The sequence below is a fragment of the Pseudomonas sp. GD04015 genome, assembly GCF_029837675.1.
Lineage (GTDB): Bacteria > Pseudomonadota > Gammaproteobacteria > Pseudomonadales > Pseudomonadaceae > Aquipseudomonas > Aquipseudomonas paralcaligenes.
This window is the reverse complement of the sequence record NZ_JAOEEE010000034.1, coordinates 19179-36839: the sequence shown is the minus strand read 5'-3', so window position 1 is coordinate 36839 and position 17661 is coordinate 19179. Positions and strand designations below refer to the sequence as shown.

Annotated in this window: 15 protein-coding genes and 1 tRNA gene; 8 read left to right on the top strand and 8 right to left on the bottom strand. The window is 68.0% G+C overall.

The genetic code is table 11. The features are described 5' to 3' along the window. Positions 1-41: 41 nt before the first annotated feature. From N7640_RS21320 to N7640_RS21285, 8 genes are all read left to right on the top strand, one after another. Positions 42-1103, top strand: coding sequence for an ABC transporter permease subunit (locus tag N7640_RS21320; protein ID WP_279905546.1), 1062 nt, complete (start codon positions 42-44; stop codon positions 1101-1103). Beyond that, positions 1103-2236 carry an ABC transporter permease gene (locus N7640_RS21315; protein ID WP_279905545.1) on the top strand — a complete coding sequence of 378 codons (1134 nt, stop codon included), beginning with the start codon at positions 1103-1105 and terminating at the stop codon, positions 2234-2236. The genes N7640_RS21320 and N7640_RS21315 overlap by 1 nt, the downstream gene beginning before the upstream one ends. Further along, positions 2233-3801 carry a dipeptide ABC transporter ATP-binding protein gene (locus tag N7640_RS21310; protein ID WP_279905544.1) on the top strand — a complete coding sequence of 523 codons (1569 nt, stop codon included), beginning with the start codon at positions 2233-2235 and terminating at the stop codon, positions 3799-3801. Before N7640_RS21315 ends, N7640_RS21310 begins: the two co-directional genes overlap by 4 nt. Before the next feature lie 11 nt (positions 3802-3812). After that, positions 3813-5645 carry an extracellular solute-binding protein gene (locus N7640_RS21305; protein ID WP_279905542.1) on the top strand — a complete coding sequence of 611 codons (1833 nt, stop codon included), beginning with the start codon at positions 3813-3815 and terminating at the stop codon, positions 5643-5645. A 1251-nt stretch (positions 5646-6896) separates the two neighbouring features. After that, positions 6897-7946, top strand: coding sequence for an LLM class flavin-dependent oxidoreductase (locus tag N7640_RS21300; RefSeq protein ID WP_279905541.1), 1050 nt, complete (start codon positions 6897-6899; stop codon positions 7944-7946). A gap of 28 nt (positions 7947-7974) precedes the next feature. Beyond that, positions 7975-9105 (top strand): LLM class flavin-dependent oxidoreductase, encoded by a 1131-nt coding sequence (locus tag N7640_RS21295; RefSeq protein WP_279905540.1) that lies wholly within the window; start codon positions 7975-7977, stop codon positions 9103-9105. 181 nt (positions 9106-9286) lie between these two features. Then, on the top strand, positions 9287-9889 hold the full coding sequence (locus tag N7640_RS21290) for a nitroreductase family protein (RefSeq protein WP_279905563.1): 603 nt from the start codon (positions 9287-9289) through the stop codon (positions 9887-9889). Positions 9890-9892: 3 nt separating this feature from the next. Further along, entirely contained in the window at positions 9893-11668 is a 1776-nt protein-coding gene (locus N7640_RS21285; protein WP_279905539.1) for an ABC transporter ATP-binding protein, read from the top strand. A gap of 97 nt (positions 11669-11765) precedes the next feature. Here N7640_RS21285 and N7640_RS21280 read toward each other — a convergent pair. The 8 genes from N7640_RS21280 to tolR form a co-directional block, all read right to left on the bottom strand. Continuing rightward, a tRNA-Lys gene (locus tag N7640_RS21280) sits at positions 11766-11841 on the bottom strand. Between the two features lie 57 nt (positions 11842-11898). Further along, positions 11899-12573: a 7-cyano-7-deazaguanine synthase QueC gene (gene queC, locus N7640_RS21275; protein WP_279905538.1), complete on the bottom strand. Its 675-nt coding sequence runs from the start codon at positions 12571-12573 to the stop codon at positions 11899-11901. A 12-nt stretch (positions 12574-12585) separates the two neighbouring features. Beyond that, positions 12586-13233 carry a 7-carboxy-7-deazaguanine synthase QueE gene (queE, locus tag N7640_RS21270; RefSeq protein WP_279905537.1) on the bottom strand — a complete coding sequence of 216 codons (648 nt, stop codon included), beginning with the start codon at positions 13231-13233 and terminating at the stop codon, positions 12586-12588. A 322-nt stretch (positions 13234-13555) separates the two neighbouring features. Continuing rightward, a complete protein-coding gene (ybgF, locus tag N7640_RS21265) occupies positions 13556-14365 on the bottom strand; it encodes a tol-pal system protein YbgF (protein ID WP_279905536.1) in 810 nt (269 codons plus the stop codon). 6 nt (positions 14366-14371) lie between these two features. Beyond that, positions 14372-14872 carry a peptidoglycan-associated lipoprotein Pal gene (gene pal / locus N7640_RS21260; protein WP_220813848.1) on the bottom strand — a complete coding sequence of 167 codons (501 nt, stop codon included), beginning with the start codon at positions 14870-14872 and terminating at the stop codon, positions 14372-14374. Between the two features lie 55 nt (positions 14873-14927). After that, positions 14928-16199: a Tol-Pal system beta propeller repeat protein TolB gene (gene tolB, locus N7640_RS21255; protein ID WP_220813849.1), complete on the bottom strand. Its 1272-nt coding sequence runs from the start codon at positions 16197-16199 to the stop codon at positions 14928-14930. Positions 16200-16225: 26 nt separating this feature from the next. Beyond that, positions 16226-17200, bottom strand: coding sequence for a cell envelope integrity protein TolA (tolA, locus tag N7640_RS21250; protein WP_279905535.1), 975 nt, complete (start codon positions 17198-17200; stop codon positions 16226-16228). Next, positions 17200-17658 (bottom strand): protein TolR, encoded by a 459-nt coding sequence (tolR, locus tag N7640_RS21245; RefSeq protein ID WP_279905534.1) that lies wholly within the window; start codon positions 17656-17658, stop codon positions 17200-17202. The genes tolA and tolR overlap by 1 nt, the downstream gene beginning before the upstream one ends. Positions 17659-17661 lie beyond the last annotated feature (3 nt).

Genomic DNA, 17661 nt, shown 5'->3' with positions numbered 1-17661 from the left:
CTATTTCCGGACTTCCACGGCCGTCCCGAGAATGTCCGCTCATGTGGTTCTATTGCTGCAAACGCCTCCTGGCGATGATTCCCACCCTGCTCGGCGTGCTGACGCTGACCTTCCTGGTCACCCAGTTCGTCCCCGGCGGGCCGGTGGAAAGCAGCCTCAGCCGGCTCGATCAGGAGAGCGCGCGCACCGGTGCCGACGGTGGCGCCATCGGCGGCGGCTGGAGCTACAGCGGCCGCCAGGGCATCGACGCCCAGCAGGTCGCGCAGATGAGCGAGCAGTTCGGCTTCGACCGCCCGCTGCTCGACCGCTATCTGCACATGCTCGCCAGCTACCTGCGCTTCGACCTGGGCGAGAGCTACGTGCGCAACGAGAGCGTCTGGTCGCTGATCCAGTCCAAGCTCGGCGTCTCGGTGTCGCTCGGGGTGTGGACCTTTCTCCTCACCTACCTGGTCTCGGTGCCGCTCGGGGTGGCCAAGGCGGTGCGCGCCGGCAGCCGCTTCGACCTGATCACCAGCCTGCTGATCCTCACCGGCTACGCGGTGCCCGGCTTCGTCCTCGGCGTCCTGCTGCTGGTGCTGTTCGGCGGCGGCTCGTTCTGGGACCTGTTCCCCCTGCGCGGGCTGACCTCGGACGACTGGGACGAACTGGGCACCTTCGCCAAGATCACCGACTACCTGTGGCACATCACCCTGCCGGTGACCGCCTCGGTGGTCAGCACCTTCGCCCTGAAGACGCTGCTGACCAAGAACACCTTTCTCGAGGAAATCCGCCGCCAGTACGTGCTCACCGCGCGCGCCAAGGGCCTGTCCGAGCGCCGCGTACTGTGGAAGCACGTGCTGCGCAATGCCCTGCTGCCGCTGGTGACTGGCTTCCCCGGCGCTTTCATCGCCGCCTTTTTCACCGGCAGCCTGCTGATCGAGACGCTGTTCTCCCTCGACGGCCTCGGCCTGCTCTCTTACGAGTCGATCAACAGCCGCGACTACCCGGTGGTGCTCGGCAGCCTCTACCTGCTGACCCTGATCGGCCTGATCACCAAGCTGATCGGCGACCTGGCCTACGTGCTGGTCGACCCGCGCATCAAGTTCGACGCAAGGACCGCCTGATGAACCTGCCCGCCACTCCCCTGCCGGCCGCCAGCCCCTGGAGCCGCCTCCTGGCCTGGCGCGCAGGGCGCCGCGCGGCGCCGGCCGGCGAGTCGCTGTCCCCCGGCCGGCGCCTGTGGCTGCGCTTTCGGCGCAACCGCCTGGGCTACTGCAGCCTGGTCGTGTTCCTCGGCCTCTACGCCGCCAGCCTGGCCGGCGAGTTGATCAGCAACGACCGTCCGCTGCTGGTGCGCTACGAAGGCCAGTGGCACTTCCCGCTGCTGCGCGACTACCCCGAGTCGGTGTTCGGCGGCGAGCTGCCGATCGCGGTCGACTACAACGACCCGTTCATCCGCGCCCAGCTGGCGCGGCCGGGCAACTTCGTCCTGTACACCCTCAACCCCTACTACTACGACACCCTCGCCTACCACACTGACGCCGCCCACCACCCCGGCCCGCCCGGCGCGGACAACCTGCTCGGCACCGACATCGCCGGCTACGACATCGCCGCCCGGCTGATCTACGGCTTCCGCACCTCGGTGACCTTCGGCCTGGCGCTGACCGTGGTCGGCACCCTGCTCGGCGTCGCCATCGGCGCGCTGCAGGGCTACTTCGCCGGCAAGGTCGATCTGATCGGCCAGCGCCTGATCGAGATCTGGGGCTCGATGCCCGAGCTGTACCTGCTGATCATCTTCGCCTCGATGTTCGAGCCGAGCCTGCTCCTGCTGTTCGTGCTGCTCTCGCTGTTCGGCTGGATCTACCTGTCCGACTACGTGCGCGCCGAGTTCCTGCGCAACCGCCAGCTGGAATACATCAAGGCGGCGCGGGCCATGGGCCTGTCCCACGGGCAGATAATCTGGCGCCACATCCTGCCCAACAGCCTGACCCCGGTGATCACTTTCCTGCCGTTCCGCATGAGCGCGGCGATCATGGCCCTGGCCAGCCTGGACTTCCTCGGCCTGGGCGTCGAGGCGCCGGCGCCGAGCCTCGGCCAGCTGCTGCTGCAGGGCAAGGAGAACCTCGACGCCTGGTGGATCGCGGTGTCCGCCTTCGGCGTGCTGGTGCTCACCCTGCTGCTGCTCACCTTCATGGGCGAGGCGCTGCGCAACGCCCTCGATACCCGCCTGGCCGACCCCGAGGAAACCGCCCGATGAGCGACGACGTGCTGCGCCTGGACAACTTGTGCATCGACCTCGGCCGGCGCCGGGTGGTCGACGGCCTCGACCTGCGCGTGCGCCCCGGCGAGCGGCTGGCCCTGGTCGGCGAATCCGGCTCGGGCAAGACCGTCAGCGCCCTCTCCATCCTCGGCCTGCTGCCGCCCCAGGCGCGGGTCTCCGGCAGCATCCGCCTGGCCGGCGAGGAACTGCTCGGCGCCGGCGAGGCGCGCCTGCGCGAAGTTCGCGGCGGCGAGGTGGCGATGGTGTTCCAGGAGCCGATGTCGGCGCTCAACCCGCTGTTCACTATCGGCGACCAGATCATCGAGACCCTGCGCCAGCACGAGGGCCTCGGCGCCCGCGAGGCCCGCGCGCGGACCATCGCCCTGCTCGAACGCACCGGCCTGCGCGAGCCGGAGCGGCGCGTCGACAGCTACCCGCACCAGCTCTCCGGCGGCCAGCTGCAACGCGCGGTGATCGCCATGGCGCTGGCCTGCCGGCCGCGCCTGCTGATCGCCGACGAGCCGACCACCGCGCTGGACATGACCATCCGCGCGCGCATCGTCCAGCTGCTACTCGACCTGCAGCAGGAGTTCGGCATGGCCATCCTGCTGATCACCCACGACCTCAACCTGGTGCGCCGCTTCGCCCAGCGCGTGGCGGTGATGGAACAGGGCCAGCTGGTGGAAACCGCCGAGACCGAGCGCCTGTTCGCCGCCCCGCGCCACCCCTACACCCGGCGCCTGCTCGACAGCCTGCCCAGGCGCGAGATCACCACCGTCGACCCGGCCGCACCGATCCTGCTGGAGACCCGCCGGCTGCGCGTCGAATACCCGAAGAAGCGCCCCGGCTGGCGCGGCTGGTTCGGCCACGAGCGCTTCGTCGCCCTGGCCGGCGCCGACGTGCGGCTGCGCGCCGGGGAGACGGTCGGCATCGTCGGCGAATCCGGCTCGGGCAAGTCGACCCTGGCCCAGGCCATCCTCGGCCTGATCGCCACCCAGGGCGGCGAGCTGGACTACGCCGGCGCCCCGTCGCGCCAGCCCAGGGCGCTGCGCGCCTGGCTGCAGGTGGTGTTCCAGGACCCGTTCGGCTCGCTGTCGCCGCGCCAGACCATCGAGCAGATCGTCGGCGAGGGCCTGGCCCTGCACTACCCGCAGCTCGACCGCGACGAGCGCCGGCGGCGCATCCACGCGGTGCTGGAGGAAGTCGGCCTGCCGCCCGCCGCGCTGTCGCGCTACCCCCACGAATTCTCCGGCGGCCAGCGCCAGCGCATCGCCATCGCCCGTGCCCTGGTGCTGCGTCCGCAGGTGGTGGTGCTCGACGAGCCGACCTCGGCGCTCGACGTGTCGATCCAGCAGCAGGTGCTGCAACTGCTGGTCGGCCTGCAGCGCAAGTACGGCCTGAGCTACGTGCTGATCAGCCACGACCTGGCGGTGGTCAACGCCCTCGCCCACCGCCTGTACGTGCTCAAGGACGGCGAGATCGTCGAGACCGGCGACACCGGGCAGGTGATCCGCGCGCCGCAGCACCCCTACACCCAGCGCCTGGTCCAGGCCTCCCTGTGAGAAGCGTCCGCATGCCCGTGTTCCGCTCCCTGCTGCTCGCCGCCGCCCTGGTCGCGCCCGCCGCCCATGGCGCCCACGCCGTGGCCCTGTTCGGCCAGCCCAAGTACCCGGCCGACTTCCAGCACTTCGCCTACGTCAACCCGGACGCGCCCAAGGGCGGCAGCCTGAGCATGTCGCTGGTCAGCAAGAACAGCAGCTTCGACAAGTACAACCCCTACAGCCTGCGCGGCACGCCGGCGCCGGGGCTGCTCGAACTGGTGTTCGAGACCCTGACCATCAACGGCCTGGACGAGATCAACACCCAGTACGGCCTGCTCGCCGAGGACATCGCCGTGGCGCCGGACTTCGGCTCGGTGGTGTTCCGCCTGCGTCCCCAGGCGCGCTTCTCCAATGGCGACCCGGTGACCGCCGCGGACGTCGCCTACTCCTTCGAGACCCTCACCGGCGGCCAGGCCAGCCCGCGCTTCAAGGCCTACTTCGCCGAGATCGAGCGGGTCGTCGCGCTCGACGAACGCCGCGTGCGCTTCGACTTCCGCCGCACCGGCCGCGACCTGTCGTTCATCGCCGGCAGCCTGCCGGTGTTCTCCGCCAAGTGGGGGCTGAAGGACGACGGCAGCCGGGTGCAGTTCGACCAGCTGCGCTTCGAGGCGCCCATCGCCAGCGGCCCCTACCGCATCGAGCGGGCGGTCAGCGGTCGCGGCATCGTCTACCGCCGCGACCCGGCCTACTGGGCGGCCGACGTCCCGGTGCGGCGCGGCAGCTTCAACTTCGAGCGCATCGAATACAAGCTCTACAAGGATCGCGACACCCAGGTCGCCGCGCTGCGCTCCGGCGACTACGACTTCATCGCCGAGAACCAGATGCGCTACTGGTGCTGCCAGTACATCGGAAAACGCTTCGACGACGGCGAACTGGTCAAGCGCACCTTCCCCCACCGCAACCCGCCGGCCATGAACGGTTGGGTGGTCAACCTGCGCAAGCCGCGCTTCCAGGACCCGCGGGTGCGCGAGGCGCTGAATTACGCGCTGGACTTCGAGTGGATCAACGACAAGATCTTCGACGGCGAATTCGAGCGGGTCGACAGCTACTTCGCCAACAGCCCGCTGGCCGCCCGCGGCCTGCCCAGCGCGGCGGAGCTGGAGTTGCTGGAGCCGTTCCGCGACCAGCTGCCGCCGGCGGTGTTCGGGCCGATGTACCAGCAGCCCAGCACCCGCGCGCCGTCCAGCCTGCGGGCCAATCTGACCCGGGCGCTGGAGCTGTTCGCCGAGGCCGGCTGGCACCACCGCGACGGCGTGCTGCGCAACGCCGCGGGCGAACCCTTCGTGCTGGAAGTGGCCGGCACCCGCGCGCAGAGCCCGTACCTGGACCCGGTGTACCTCAACCTGTCGCGGATCGGCGTGGTGGTGAAGAAGCGCCTCACCGACGCCGCCACCGCCTACAAGCAGATGAGCGGCTTCGACTTCGACTACTCCACCCTCGCCCTGCGCGAGGCACGCATGCCCGGCGACGAACTGTGGCGCAGCTTCAACAGCGCCGCCGCCGACCGCCCTGGCTCGGAAAACCTCGCCGGGGTGAAGTCGCCGGCGGTCGACACGCTGATCAAGCGCCTGCTCGACGCGCAGAGCCAGGACGAACTGGAAACCGCCGCCCACGCCCTCGACCGGGTGCTGATCCACAACCACTACGTGATCCCCTGGCGCTACCTGACCAGGCACTACTTCATCTACAACCAGCGCCTGCGCGCGCCGCAGACCGTGCCGCTGTACTACGGCGCCTACGAGTGGACCATCAGCAGCTGGTGGGACAGCGACGCCCGGCCGGCGACGGTGGCGAGCGCGCCGTAGCCGTTCCCGAGCCCGGCCCGGTGCGCGCGGCGCACCCTACGGTGTCTGTGCTTGCACTGTGGGAGCGGCTTCAGCCGCGAAAACGTCCTCCACCCTGGCGACCCTGGGCCGGTGGATGGCCTCGGCGATCCTCTCTACAACCCGAACGCCTACCCATGGCAGCGGCCTCGTGGGCGGCTTTGGCCACGATGGCGATGGATCGCCGCGGGCCCTTCGCGGCTGAAGCCGCTCCCACAAAGGCAACTTCGCTTGAGCCCGGTGCGCACGGCGCACCCTACGGCGCCTGCTTGCCCTGTGGGAGCGGCTTCAGCCGCGAAAACGTCCTCCACCCTGGCGACCCAGGGCCTGTGGATGGCTTCGGCGATCCACTCTACGACCCGAACGCCTACCCATGGCAGCGGCCTCATAGACTGCTTTGACTGCAATGGCGATGGATCGCCGCGGGCCCTTCGCGGCTGAAGCCGCTCCCACAAAGGCAACGTCGCTTGAGCCCGGTGCGCACGGCGCACCCTACGGCGCCTGCTTGCCCTGTGGGAGCGGCTTCAGCCGCGAAAACGTCCTCCACCCTGGCGACCCTGTGCCGATGGATGGCTTCGGCGATCCACGCTACGACCCGAACGCCAACCCATGGCAGCGGCCTCGTGGGCGGCTTTGGCCGCGATGGCGATGGATCGCCGCGGGCCCTTCGCGGCTGAAGCCGCTCCCACAAAAGCAACGTCGCTTGAGTTCGTCCGCGCCCAAGGGGCGACATTGGATGCCTGTCGCGACACGAGGCCGAATCAGCATTCGTTGTCTTGCGCACGCCCGGTAGGGTGCGCCGTGCGCACCGCCTCGACATTCACGTTATCCGCCGCTCCCTCACCCCCCGCCCTCTCCCAGAGGGAGAGGGAGTTGGTCGGAGGTGTCGATTAGGCACGTCGTCCCAGCCCCGCTCCGCACAGCCCCCTCTCCCTCTGGGAGAGGGCTGGGGTGAGGGTCTTCTGCCCCCTTCGCATCCCACCCTCTGCTGTCCCACCAGCACCCTACCAACACCCCCTTGCTGCGCCACCAGCAACCCGGCCGCCCCAGCCCCTGCCAAGCCCCATCCAAACCACCACGCAACCCCACCCATCCCTTGACCCAGATCAACCCCGCCCTCCATTCCCGCCCCATCACAGCCCATCCCCAACCGCCTGGCACGCTCCCTGCTCCTGCCCCCTCAACGCGGGCCTTTCGCGGCCCGTGGCGATTCCCTTCAACAGGACCTTTCCCATGAGCGTCGAATTCATCTGGCACCTCCCCAACCACCGCGACGCGCGCTACGCCGACGCCACCGAACGCAAGCGCGGCGAGCGCCTGGCGGGCGACCCGGCGCCGTTCACCGCCGGCGTCAGCGACCCGCGCGGCACGCGCTTCAACTACCTCGACTACCTGCACCAGATCGCCCGCGCCGCCGACCTCTCCGGCTTCGACGGCATCCGCATCGGCAACCACCCGGACGGCGACGAGCCGTGGATCGTCGCCGGCTACCTCGCCCCGGCCACCCGCCGCGTCAGGCTGATCGCCGAGTTCGACGCGGCGCGCGGCTCGGCGGTATACGCGGCGAAGAACGCCATCAGCTTCCAGCGCTTCTCCGGCAACCGCTTCGCCTGGCAGATCGGCAGCACCGCCGACGCCGGGCAGCGCCGCCGCCAGGGCGACCCGACGGGCGACACCGACCTGCTGCCGCGCATCGACGAATTCCTCACCGTCGCCCGCGGCGTCATCGGCCAGCCCGGCGGCTTCGACTTCAAGGGGCGCTTCTTCGAGGTCCGCGGCGGCGGCTTCAGCGGCCCGCTCGGTGGCCACCCGGTGCCCCGGGTCTACCTCTCCGGCGCCAGCGCCGAAGCCCTGCAGCTCTCGGCGGCGCAGGCCGATGTCCACCTGTTCGACGCCCAGCCTCTGGCCGACCTGCTGCCGCTGCTCGACGAACTGCGCGGCATCGCCCGCGCTCGCCAGCGCGAACTGCAGTTCGGCCTGCGCCTCGACGTGCTGGCCCGTGAGAGCCGCGAGGAAGCCGAGCGCGACGCCCGCCGCCTGGCCGAGCAGACCGGCTGGCAAGGCAGCTTCGCCGAAGACGGCCTGTGGCTCGGCCTCGGCAACGGCGACGCCAAGGCCACCCTGGTCGGCAGCTACGACGAGGTCGTCGAGCACCTGGCCGCCTATGCCGACGCCGGCATCCACAGCTTCCTGCTCGGCGCCGCGCCGCACCTGGAGGAAGCCTACCGGGTCGGCGAGAACCTGCTGCCGAAACTGCGCGCCCGTACCCGCCGCGCCGCCTGACCCGCCCCCCATTCCCGGAGACAACCGCATGACCATCGACTTCCACTGGCGCCTGCCCACCCACGGCGAACCCAGCACCCACCGCAACCGCGAACCCTTCCGCGGCGACTGGTACTTCGGCGAGGGCCGCCCGAGCGGCGCCGGCCTGAGCGGCCGCGACGACGGCTACAGCTACATCGACTACCTCGCCGAGATCGCCCGCGCGGCGGAAACCGCCGGCTTCCAGGGCGGCCTGATCCCCTCCTTCCCGTCCACCGACGAGCCGTGGACGGTGTCCTCCTTCCTGGCCCGGCAGACCCGCACCTTCCGCTTCATGATCGCCTTCCAGCCAGGCTTCCTGAACCCGGTCACCGCCGCGCGCCAGGCCGCCACCCTGCAGCGCGCCACCGGCGGCCGCGCCTTGTTCAACGTGATCACCGGCGGCGGCGGTCCCTCGCAACTGTGGTGGGGCGACTCGGTGGCCCACGACGAGCGCTACACCCGCACCAGCGAATTCCTCGACGTGCTGCGCGGCGTCTGGCAGGGCGGGCCGTTCGACTACGACGGCAAGTTCTACCAAGTCAAGGGCGCCGGCCTGGCCGAACCGCTGTCGCGCGAGGAATTCCCGGAAATCTACTTCTCCGGCTCCTCCGACGCGGCCCTGGCCTCGGCCTCTAAGCACGCCGACTACTACCTGTCCTGGCTGGAGCCGTTCGACCAGCTCAAGGAAAAGTTCGACCGGGTGAAGGAGCGCACCGACGCCCTCGGCCGCAAGATCAAGTGCGCGGTGCGAGTCGACGTGATCGCCCGCGCCACCGAGGAAGAAGCCTGGGACGAAGTGCGTAAGGGCTTCGAGCGGCTGTCGCCGGAAGCCGTCGCCCGCCTGCGCGAGCGCGGCGCCGGCGACTCGGTGGGCGCCAGCCGCCAGGGCGCCAACCGGCCGCAGACCATCAACGGCTACCGCGACCTGATCATCGAGCCCAACGTCTGGTCCGGCTTCAGCCTGCTGCGCGGCGGCCAGACCAACGGCATCGTCGGCAGCTACCAGCAGGTCGCCGAACGCCTGGACCAGTTGGTCGAACTGGGCGCCGACGCCTTCATCCTCGCCAGCACCCCGCACCTGGAAGAAGCCTACCGGGTCGGCGAGGAAGTGCTGCCACTGGTGCGCGGCCAGCGCTGACTGCTGGTGGCGCAGCAGCCCGCTGCCGGCGGGCTGCTGCCCTGGCAACAGCCGCCGGGCAACGCGCCGCGCCTGCTCGCCGATGCGCTATCAAGCCATTGATTAATCAGCAAAAACCGACAATTTGCGGAAGTGGAACGGTTCGTGCTCCAGGGGTCAGGCTTTCCCCTGCCACAAGGACCTGACCATGAGCCAACGCCAACCCGAACACCCGATCAACCCGCTGTTCGTCGACCGCTGGTCGCCGCGCGCCTTCGACGCCTTGCCGATCAGCCAAGAGCAGCTGCACGCCCTGCTGGAGGCGGCCCGCTGGGCGCCCTCGGCGCACAACGCGCAGCCCTGGCGCTTCGTCTACGCCGAGCGCGACAGCGCCGAGTGGCCGGCCTTCCTCGACCTGCTGATCGCCAACAACCAGCGCTGGGCGGCCAACGCCTCGGTGCTGCTCGTCGTGCTCTCCAAGCGCAGCTTCCAGGCGCCCGGCAAGGACGCTCCAGCGCCGCTCGGCAGCCACGCCTTCGACGCCGGCGCCGCCTGGGCCAGCCTGGCCCTGCAGGCCGCCCACGACGGCCTGGCCACCCACGCCATGGGCGGCTTCGACCGCGAACGCGCGCGCGCCCTGCTCGGCGTGCCGGAGGACTACGACATCCACGTCGCCGTGGCCATCGGCCGCCGCGCCGAACGCGACAGCCTGCCGGACGACCTGCGCGCCCGCGAACAGCCGAACCAGCGCGAACCGCTGCAGCGCCTGGCCGCCGCGGGCCGCTTCGACCCGGCCCTGCTCTGAACCATGAACAACATCTGGCGCATCATCCAGTTCATCCCGGAGTACCGCGGCCGCGTGCTCGGCGTGATCGCCGTGGGCACCGCCCTCGGCTTCATCGGCACCGCCACCCCGTACCTGTACAAGTTCATCGTCGACGCCATCGCGCAGATGCTGTCCGGCGCCATCAGCCGCGAGCAGGCGACCTGGAGCGTGACCCTGCTGCTGGCCACCTTCTTCGTCCTGCGCCTGGGCGTGGTGCTGTTCGGCGCCCTGCAGAACCGCCAGGCCGACAACCTCTGGCTGGACACCGTCAGCACCCTGCGCCAGCGGGTGTTCGACAACATGACGCGCAAGTCCATCGACTACTTCGAGAAGACCCGCGCCGGCGAGATCATGGACCGCTTCGGCAACATCACCACCATCACCATGTGGCTGTCGTCGCTCACCGACGGCACCCTGGCGAGTCTGCTGCAGCTGGCCTTCATCCTCGTCGTGCTGCTGCTCAAGGCGCCGCTGGTGGGGGTGATCGCCGCGGCGGTGGTGCTGCTCAACCTGTGGATATCCTGGCGCACCGTCGGCTGGACCCGCCCCTACCGGCGCGGCTGGCAGGTGCTGGCCGGGCGCATGACCGGGCTGCTCGCCGAGATGATCGGCAACATCTCCACGGTGCGCAGCTTCGGCGGCGAGCCGGCGGTCAAGCAGCGCTACGACGACACCCAGGCCGAGTGGATGGTGGTGCGCGGCAACCTGCACAAGACCGAATGGCGCTCGGAACAGGCGCTCAACGTGATCAACACCTTCGGCGTGTTCGCCGCCGTCGCCCTCACCGTGCATGGCGCGCTGCAGGGCCGTTTCACCGTCGGCGACATCCTGCTGGTGCTGACCCTGACCCAGAACCTGGTCAACACCGTCGGCCCGGTGGCGCGGCAAATCAACCAGGCCGGCGAGATCGAGAGCACCGCCGAGCGCCTGGTCGAACTGCTCGACGTCGAGGCCGAACACGCCGACCGGTCCGACGCGGTGGCCCTGGAGCACCTGGAAAGCATCGTCTTCGAGGACGTCAGCTTCCGCTACCCGGGCAAGGACCACTACGCGCTGCGCCACGTCTCGTTCCGCCTCGACGCCGGCCGCACCCTGGCCCTGGTGGGCAGCAGCGGCAGCGGCAAGAGCACCATCGTCAAGCTGCTGATGCGCTTCTACGACCCCAGCGAGGGACGCATCCTGATCAACGGCCGCGACCTGCGCGACTACCGCCAGCGCAGCGTGCGCGCGCTGATGGGCGTGGTGCTGCAGGACGTAGCGCTGTTCAACGACAGCATCGGCGAGAACATCGCCTTCGCCCGCCCCGGCGCCAACCACGACGAAGTCCGCGCCGCCGCCCGCGCAGCCCATGCGGAGGGCTTCATCCTGCGCATGGAGAACGGCTACGACACGCTGGTCGGCGAGCGCGGGGTGAAGCTCTCCGGCGGCGAGAAGCAACGGGTGGCGATCGCCCGGGCGATCCTCAAGGACCCGGGCCTGATCATCCTCGACGAGGCCACCAGCGCGCTGGACTCGGAGTCCGAGCACCTGGTGCAGAAGGGCCTGGAGCGGCTGGTCAGCGGGCGTACCTCGGTGATCATCGCCCACCGCCTGAGCACGGTGATGAGCGCGGGCCTGATACTCGTGCTGAACCAGGGCGAGGTGCTCGAACAGGGGCGCCATGCCGAACTGGTGGAACGGCCGGGCGGGTTCTATGCGCATCTGTTCTCGTTGCAGACGCGGGGGCATCTGGTGGCGGAGGGGGTGCCGGAACGGTGAGCCCCAACACACCCTACGCTCCTGTCGCCCACAAAAAAGCCCACCGTGCTGGCGGGCTTCGAGGCAGGACACAGCGGCTGCGCTGCGCCTGAAGATATGGTGGGTCGTGTAGGATTCGAACCTACGACCAATTGGTTAAAAGCCAACTGCTCTACCGACTGAGCTAACGACCCAATGCGGAGCGCATGATACTGATTTGATTCAGAAAATCAACACACTCCAGGAAAAATCTAGCGATAGCGAGTTGGATCGGCCACTTCCGCAGCACGGAAGCCGGCCGCGCGCAGGCGGCAGCTGTCGCATCGGCCACAGGCTCGACCATCGTCGTCGGCCTGGTAGCACGAGACGGTCAGGCCGTAATCCACGCCCAGCCTCATCCCAGCCTCGATGATCTGCGCCTTGGTCAGGTTCTGCAGCGGCGCGCGGATACGGAAGCCCCTGCCCTCCACGCCCTCACGGGTCGCCAGGTTGGCCGTGCGCTCGAAGGACTCGATGAACTCCGGTCGGCAATCGGGATAGCCGGAGTAGTCGACCGCGTTGACGCCGGTGAAGATGTCATGAGCCCCGAGCACTTCGGCCCAGCCCAGCGCCAGTGACAGGAACACCGTGTTGCGCGCCGGCACGTAGGTCACCGGGATGCCCTCGGTGGGTGCCTCCGGCACGGCGATGGCACTGTCGGTCAGGGCCGAGCCGCCGATGCCGTTGAGATTCAGGCCGATCACCTTGTGCTCGACCACACCCAGTTGGCGCGCTACCCACTCGGCCGCCTGCAGCTCGGCCCTGTGCCGCTGGCCGTAGTCGAAGCTCATGCTGTAGCAGGCGAAGCCTTCGGCCCTGGCCTGGGCGAGGATAGTGGCGGAGTCGAGGCCGCCGGAGAGCAGCACCACGGCTTTCTTGTCGATCATCTCGTTCACTCCTCAGTGTCCTGGTTCGTCGCACCACAGCAGCTTGTGCAGCTGCAGCTGGTAACGCACCGGAAGGTTGTCGGCAACGATCCAGTCGGCCAGGTCGCGCGCGTTCACCTGCCCATGGCTGGGCGAGAACAGCACTTCGCCTGCCCGCTGCTCCAGGCGGTATTCGATCAGTTTGCTCACCGCCCAGTCGTAGTCATCCCGGGAGCAGATCACGAACTTGACCTGGTCGTTGCGGGTGAGCCGCTCCATGTTGGCGTAGAGGTTGCGCCCCAACTCGGCCGAACCGGGCGTCTTCAGGTCGACCACCCGACTCACGCGGGTGTCGGTGGCCGAGATGTCCAGCGCGCCGCTGGTTTCCAGGGAAACCTCATAGCCGGCGTCGCACAACTGGCGCAGCAACGGGATGCAGTTGGGCTGCGCCAGCGGCTCGCCGCCGGTGACACAGACGTAGCGGGGCCGGTAGGCGGCCACCCGCTCGAGGATGGTGGGCAGGCTCATGATCTCGCCACCGCTGAAGGCGTAGGCGGTGTCGCAGTACTGGCAGCGCAGCGGGCAGCCGGTCAGGCGCACGAACACCGTGGGCAGGCCACTGGTGCGCGTCTCGCCCTGCAACGAGTGGAAAATCTCGGTAATGCGCAGGGTATCTTGCATATCAGCACCGGGCGTGACGGCGAAACAGGCCATCCGCCTCCGTTGCGGGTGAATCGGGGCGCCGATTCTAAACAAAAACGCCCCGGGAGACATGGCCAACATCGTTCATCCGATGGCCGACGCGTGACCGCCAAAAGGCCGGGCATGACCCCGTTAGTTGCTGCACACCTCGTGGGAGCGGATTTATCCGCGAATTTCGCGGCCAATCGGAATGCCGCCCAGCCGCTCCCACAAAAGCAGGATTGCGCCACCAACACATAACGGGGACATAGCCATGAAAAAGCCCGCGACAGGCGCGGGCTTTCGGGCACGAGACGAGCGATCAGAGTCGCTGCAGGTCGCGCTGCGCCAACTGCGCCGCCGAAGAACCGGGATACTGGGCGATCAGCTGCTTGAGGATGTCTCGCGCCTTGTCGGTGTTACCCAGGCGTCGCTCCACGTCGGCCAGCTTGAACAGCGAATCCGGCACCTTGGCGTGGTTCGGGTAGTTGGCCGCGACCCGGGCGAAGGCCTTGCCGGCGCCCTGCAGGTCGTTCTGGGCCAGGTTCACCTCACCCAACCAGTACTGGGCGTTGCCGGCGTACTGGCTCTGCGGGAACTTGCGCAGGAAGCCCTCGAAGGCCTGGCTGGCCTTGGGGAAGTCCTTGGCCTTGATCAGGTCGAAGGCGGCGTCGTAGTAGAGCTTTTCGTTCGCCGGGTCGGCCGGTTCGTTGCTGGCCGCTGGAGCCTGCTGGGCCGGCGCGGCGGGAGTGCCGGCGGCGTTGATCGCGCCATCGGCCGGGGAATTCTGTGCGGGTGCCTGGGCACCGGCGGCACCGCCCTGCAGGCGGCTGTCGAGATCCTGGTAGCGCGCCAGGCTTTCCTGCTTCAAGCGCTGGATCTCGTTCTGCTGCTCTTCGACCAGACCGCGCAACTGGGCGATCTCGTCCTGCATCTGCTGCAGTTGCATGAACAGCTGGCCCTGCGCCGAGGTCGGGGCTTGCGCCCCGCCCCCGGCGTAGGCGCCGCTCGTACCATAGCCGGCGGGCGGATAGCTGCTACCGGAGCCGCCATCCACCACAGGGACCTCGGCCACCGCCGCGAGCGGCAGGGCCAGAAGCAGAGAGGTCAGGATACGAGGGCACTTACGCATGGCGAATTACTTGCGCAGTTCGACGCGGCGGTTCTGAGCCCAGGAGGACTCGTCGCTGCCGGTGGCAACCGGACGCTCTTCACCGTAGGACACCAGCTCCAGCTGGGCCGGGGAAACGCCCTGCAGCACCAGGTAGCGCTGAACAGCCTTGGAGCGACGCTCGCCCAGAGCCATGTTGTACTCACGGGTACCGCGCTCGTCGGTGTGGCCTTCCAGAACGACGCGAGCGCCGTTGCCTTTCAGGTCCTTGGCGTGTACGTCCAGAGCGCGCATGGCTTCCGGCTTCAGGTCGGAGCTGTCGTACTCGAAGTAGAAGGTGGTGATGGCGCGCAGAGCGGCTTCTTCGCTCAGAGCACCGTTGTCGATGCCACTGTTACCGGCGTTGTAGCCAGCATTCGGATCGACAGCGCCTTCGCCGGAGGCGTCGCCGCCCTTGGAAGAACAACCGACAGCCACGGCCAGAGCCAGGCTCAGAGCAGCAAATTTGCCGAATTTCAGCATTTCCATGGTGTAACTCCTAATGAACCCCAGGTGTGTTTAAGCAGAAAAAACGTTTACCGCATCAGTTCAGGAAGGGGGACCAGGACGGTTCCCGTACGTCACCTTGAGCGGTGGGAATCGGGAGCCTGACACGCCCGTTGGTGGACACGAGCATCAGCACTCCCCGGCCCTGCTGGCGGGTGGCGTAGATTAGCATGGTGCCATTAGGCGCAACAGTGGGAGAGTCGTCCAGACTGGTCTCCGAAAGAATGCGCAGGCGGCTGGTCACGAGATCCTGAGCGGCCACCTTGAAGTTGGTGAAGCCATCCTGGCGATGGATCATCACCAGGGTCTTCTCGTCGGCGGAAAGTTTCGGGTTGGCGTTGTAGTTGCCAGTGAAGGTCACCCGCTCGGCATTGCCGCCGTGGATGCTCTGCTTGTAGATCTGCGGCTTGCCGGCGCGGTCGCTGGTGAAGTACAGGGTCTGCCCGTCCTTGCCCCAGAACGGCTCGGTCTCGATCGAGCCCGAATTGGTCACGCGCTGGATCTGGCGCGAGCCGAGATCCATCACGTAGATCTCCGGGTTGCCGTCCTTGGACAGCACGAAGGCCAGGCGATTGCCGTCCGGCGAGAAGGCCGGGGCGCCGTTGAGGCCCTCAAAGTTGGTCAGCTGCTCGCGGCGGCCGGTATCGATGTGTTGCAGGAAGATACGCGGGCGGCGCTGCTCGAACGACACGTAGGCGATACGACGCCCGTCCGGCGCATAGCGCGGCGACAGGATCGGCTCCCGGGACTGCAGCAGGGTCACGCCCCGCGCACCATCGTAGTCGGAGCGCTGCAGGGTGTAGCGGGTGTTGTTCACGCCGAAACGCTCGGCGGTGACATAGAGCATCTTGGTGGAGAAGGCGCCCTTGATGCCGGTGAGCTTCTCGAATGCCTGGTCGGCGATGTGGTGGGCCATGTCGCGCAACTGGTCAGGCGTACCGCCCACGGTGCCGGCGACCACCTGTTGCTGGGTGGTCACGTTGAACAGGGCGAACTGCACCTGCAGGCGACCGCCGTTGGGCACGATGCTACCCACCATCACGTACTGGGCGCCCAGCGCCTGCCAGTCGCGATAGATGATCTCGGCCGCCGAGGTCGGCAGGCTGATCATGTTCTGCCGCGGGATCGGCGCGTACATGCCGCTGTTGCGCAGGTCATTGCCGATGACGGTGGAAAGGTCCTCCGGCAGGACGGTGCCGCCCTGCCAGCCGAACGGCACCACGGCGATCGGGATGGCCCGGTCGGAACCGCCGGTGACCAGGATGTTCTTCTCGTCCGCGACCGCCAGACCGGCAGCGCAGCAGAGCATGATTAGGAACCCTCGAAACAGATTGATCACAGGTCCAGGTCCTCTGGTGTAAAGGTCATCTTGAATGAGCGATAGGGATTGAATTCACTGGGACTCAAGCCCTGCATTTCCGTCACCCTGCCCACGTTGCGCACGGCGGTCACCGCCGAGCTGTCGAAGGCGGAGTCGCCACTGGAACGCACCACGGTGGCATTGGTGATGGAGCCATCGGGCAGCATGTTGATCTGCACCACCACCGTCATGCCGTTGCGCGCCGAAGGCGGACGACTCCAGCCTTGCGACACGTAGCGCCGGATCAGGTCGTCGAAATCGCCGGCGACCTGATCGCCCTGAGTCTCCGCCAACGCCTGCTGCCGCTCGGTGGTATCGGAAAGCAGCTCGGCCAGGGCCTGGGCCTTCTTCTCATCGGCGGACTTGCGTGCGGCCTCCTGGGCCTTTTTCTTCGCGGCTTCGGCGGCGGCCTTCTTCTTGGCCTCTTCCGCAGCCTTTTTCTTGGCGGCCTCGGCAGCCTTCTTCCTGGCTTCCTCGGCGGCTTTCTTCTTGGCCTCTTCGGCCGCCTTCTTCTTATCGTCCTCGGCCTTCTTCTTGGCGATCTCGGCCTGTTTCTTCTGCTCGGCAGCCTTCGCTTCCTCGGCCTTCTTGGCCTCGGCCTGCTTCTTCGCCACCTCAGCCTGTTTGGCTGCCTCGGCTTTCTTTTGTTCCGCCGCCGCTTCCTGCTTCTGCTGCTCCTCCTTGCGGGCCTCCATCTGTTCCACCTCGTACTGGCGGGCCTTGGTCTTCTCGGCCTCGCCGGCGATCTTCTGGGTGGTCTGGGTGGTCGCCTTGCTCTGGGATTTCAGCTGGTACAGCGTAGCCTGCACGATCGGCTTGGCCGGCGGCAGCTCGGGGGCGAAGTGGAAGCTGACGAACAACATGGCGAACATCAGGACGTGCATCGCCACGGCCCAGATGGTCGGCCAGAAATAGCTTTCCGACGAGGAGCGAACGCTCTTCTGCTGCATCAGGGCGCCTCGGTGATCAGCCCGACGTTGCCGACACCGGCCTGCTGCAGGCCGCCCATCACGGCCATGACCGAGCCATAGTCGACGGCCTTGTCGCCACGCACGAAGACCTGCACTTTCTTACCCTGGCCGGCGTTCTGGTTCATGATCGCGCTGACCGTCTGCACCAGAGCGGGCAGCTCGGTGGCGGTCTCGCTGGCCTTGCTCTGGTCCGGGTCGACTTCCTCGCCCATGTTCCAGTAGTAGGTCTTGTCGGCCTTGATCGAGATGGTCAGCACACGGGCGTCGTTGTCCTGCGGCAGCGCCTCGCTGGAAACCTTGGGCAGGTCGACCTTGACGCCCTGGTTGAGCATCGGCGCGGTCACCATGAAGATCACCAGCAGCACGAGCATGACGTCGATGTAGGGCACGACGTTCATCTCGGCGACCGGCTTGCGTCTGTTGCGGATTCTGGCCATGGG

What these genes read in the sequence shown, in the direction of transcription:
- N7640_RS21285 (WP_279905539.1), top strand. Translation starts at nt 9,893, where the DNA reads ATGAACAACATCTGGCGCATCATCCAGTTCATCCCGGAGTACCGCGGC.
- queE (WP_279905537.1), bottom strand. Translation starts at nt 13,233, where the DNA reads ATGCAAGATACCCTGCGCATTACCGAGATTTTCCACTCGTTGCAGGGC.
- N7640_RS21310 (WP_279905544.1), top strand. Translation starts at nt 2,233, where the DNA reads ATGAGCGACGACGTGCTGCGCCTGGACAACTTGTGCATCGACCTCGGC.
- tolA (WP_279905535.1), bottom strand. Translation starts at nt 17,200, where the DNA reads ATGCAGCAGAAGAGCGTTCGCTCCTCGTCGGAAAGCTATTTCTGGCCG.
- N7640_RS21305 (WP_279905542.1), top strand. Translation starts at nt 3,813, where the DNA reads ATGCCCGTGTTCCGCTCCCTGCTGCTCGCCGCCGCCCTGGTCGCGCCC.
- N7640_RS21315 (WP_279905545.1), top strand. Translation starts at nt 1,103, where the DNA reads ATGAACCTGCCCGCCACTCCCCTGCCGGCCGCCAGCCCCTGGAGCCGC.
- queC (WP_279905538.1), bottom strand. Translation starts at nt 12,573, where the DNA reads ATGATCGACAAGAAAGCCGTGGTGCTGCTCTCCGGCGGCCTCGACTCC.
- ybgF (WP_279905536.1), bottom strand. Translation starts at nt 14,365, where the DNA reads ATGCGTAAGTGCCCTCGTATCCTGACCTCTCTGCTTCTGGCCCTGCCG.
- N7640_RS21300 (WP_279905541.1), top strand. Translation starts at nt 6,897, where the DNA reads ATGAGCGTCGAATTCATCTGGCACCTCCCCAACCACCGCGACGCGCGC.
- pal (WP_220813848.1), bottom strand. Translation starts at nt 14,872, where the DNA reads ATGGAAATGCTGAAATTCGGCAAATTTGCTGCTCTGAGCCTGGCTCTG.
- tolR (WP_279905534.1), bottom strand. Translation starts at nt 17,658, where the DNA reads ATGGCCAGAATCCGCAACAGACGCAAGCCGGTCGCCGAGATGAACGTC.
- tolB (WP_220813849.1), bottom strand. Translation starts at nt 16,199, where the DNA reads ATGCTCTGCTGCGCTGCCGGTCTGGCGGTCGCGGACGAGAAGAACATC.
- N7640_RS21320 (WP_279905546.1), top strand. Translation starts at nt 42, where the DNA reads ATGTGGTTCTATTGCTGCAAACGCCTCCTGGCGATGATTCCCACCCTG.
- N7640_RS21295 (WP_279905540.1), top strand. Translation starts at nt 7,975, where the DNA reads ATGACCATCGACTTCCACTGGCGCCTGCCCACCCACGGCGAACCCAGC.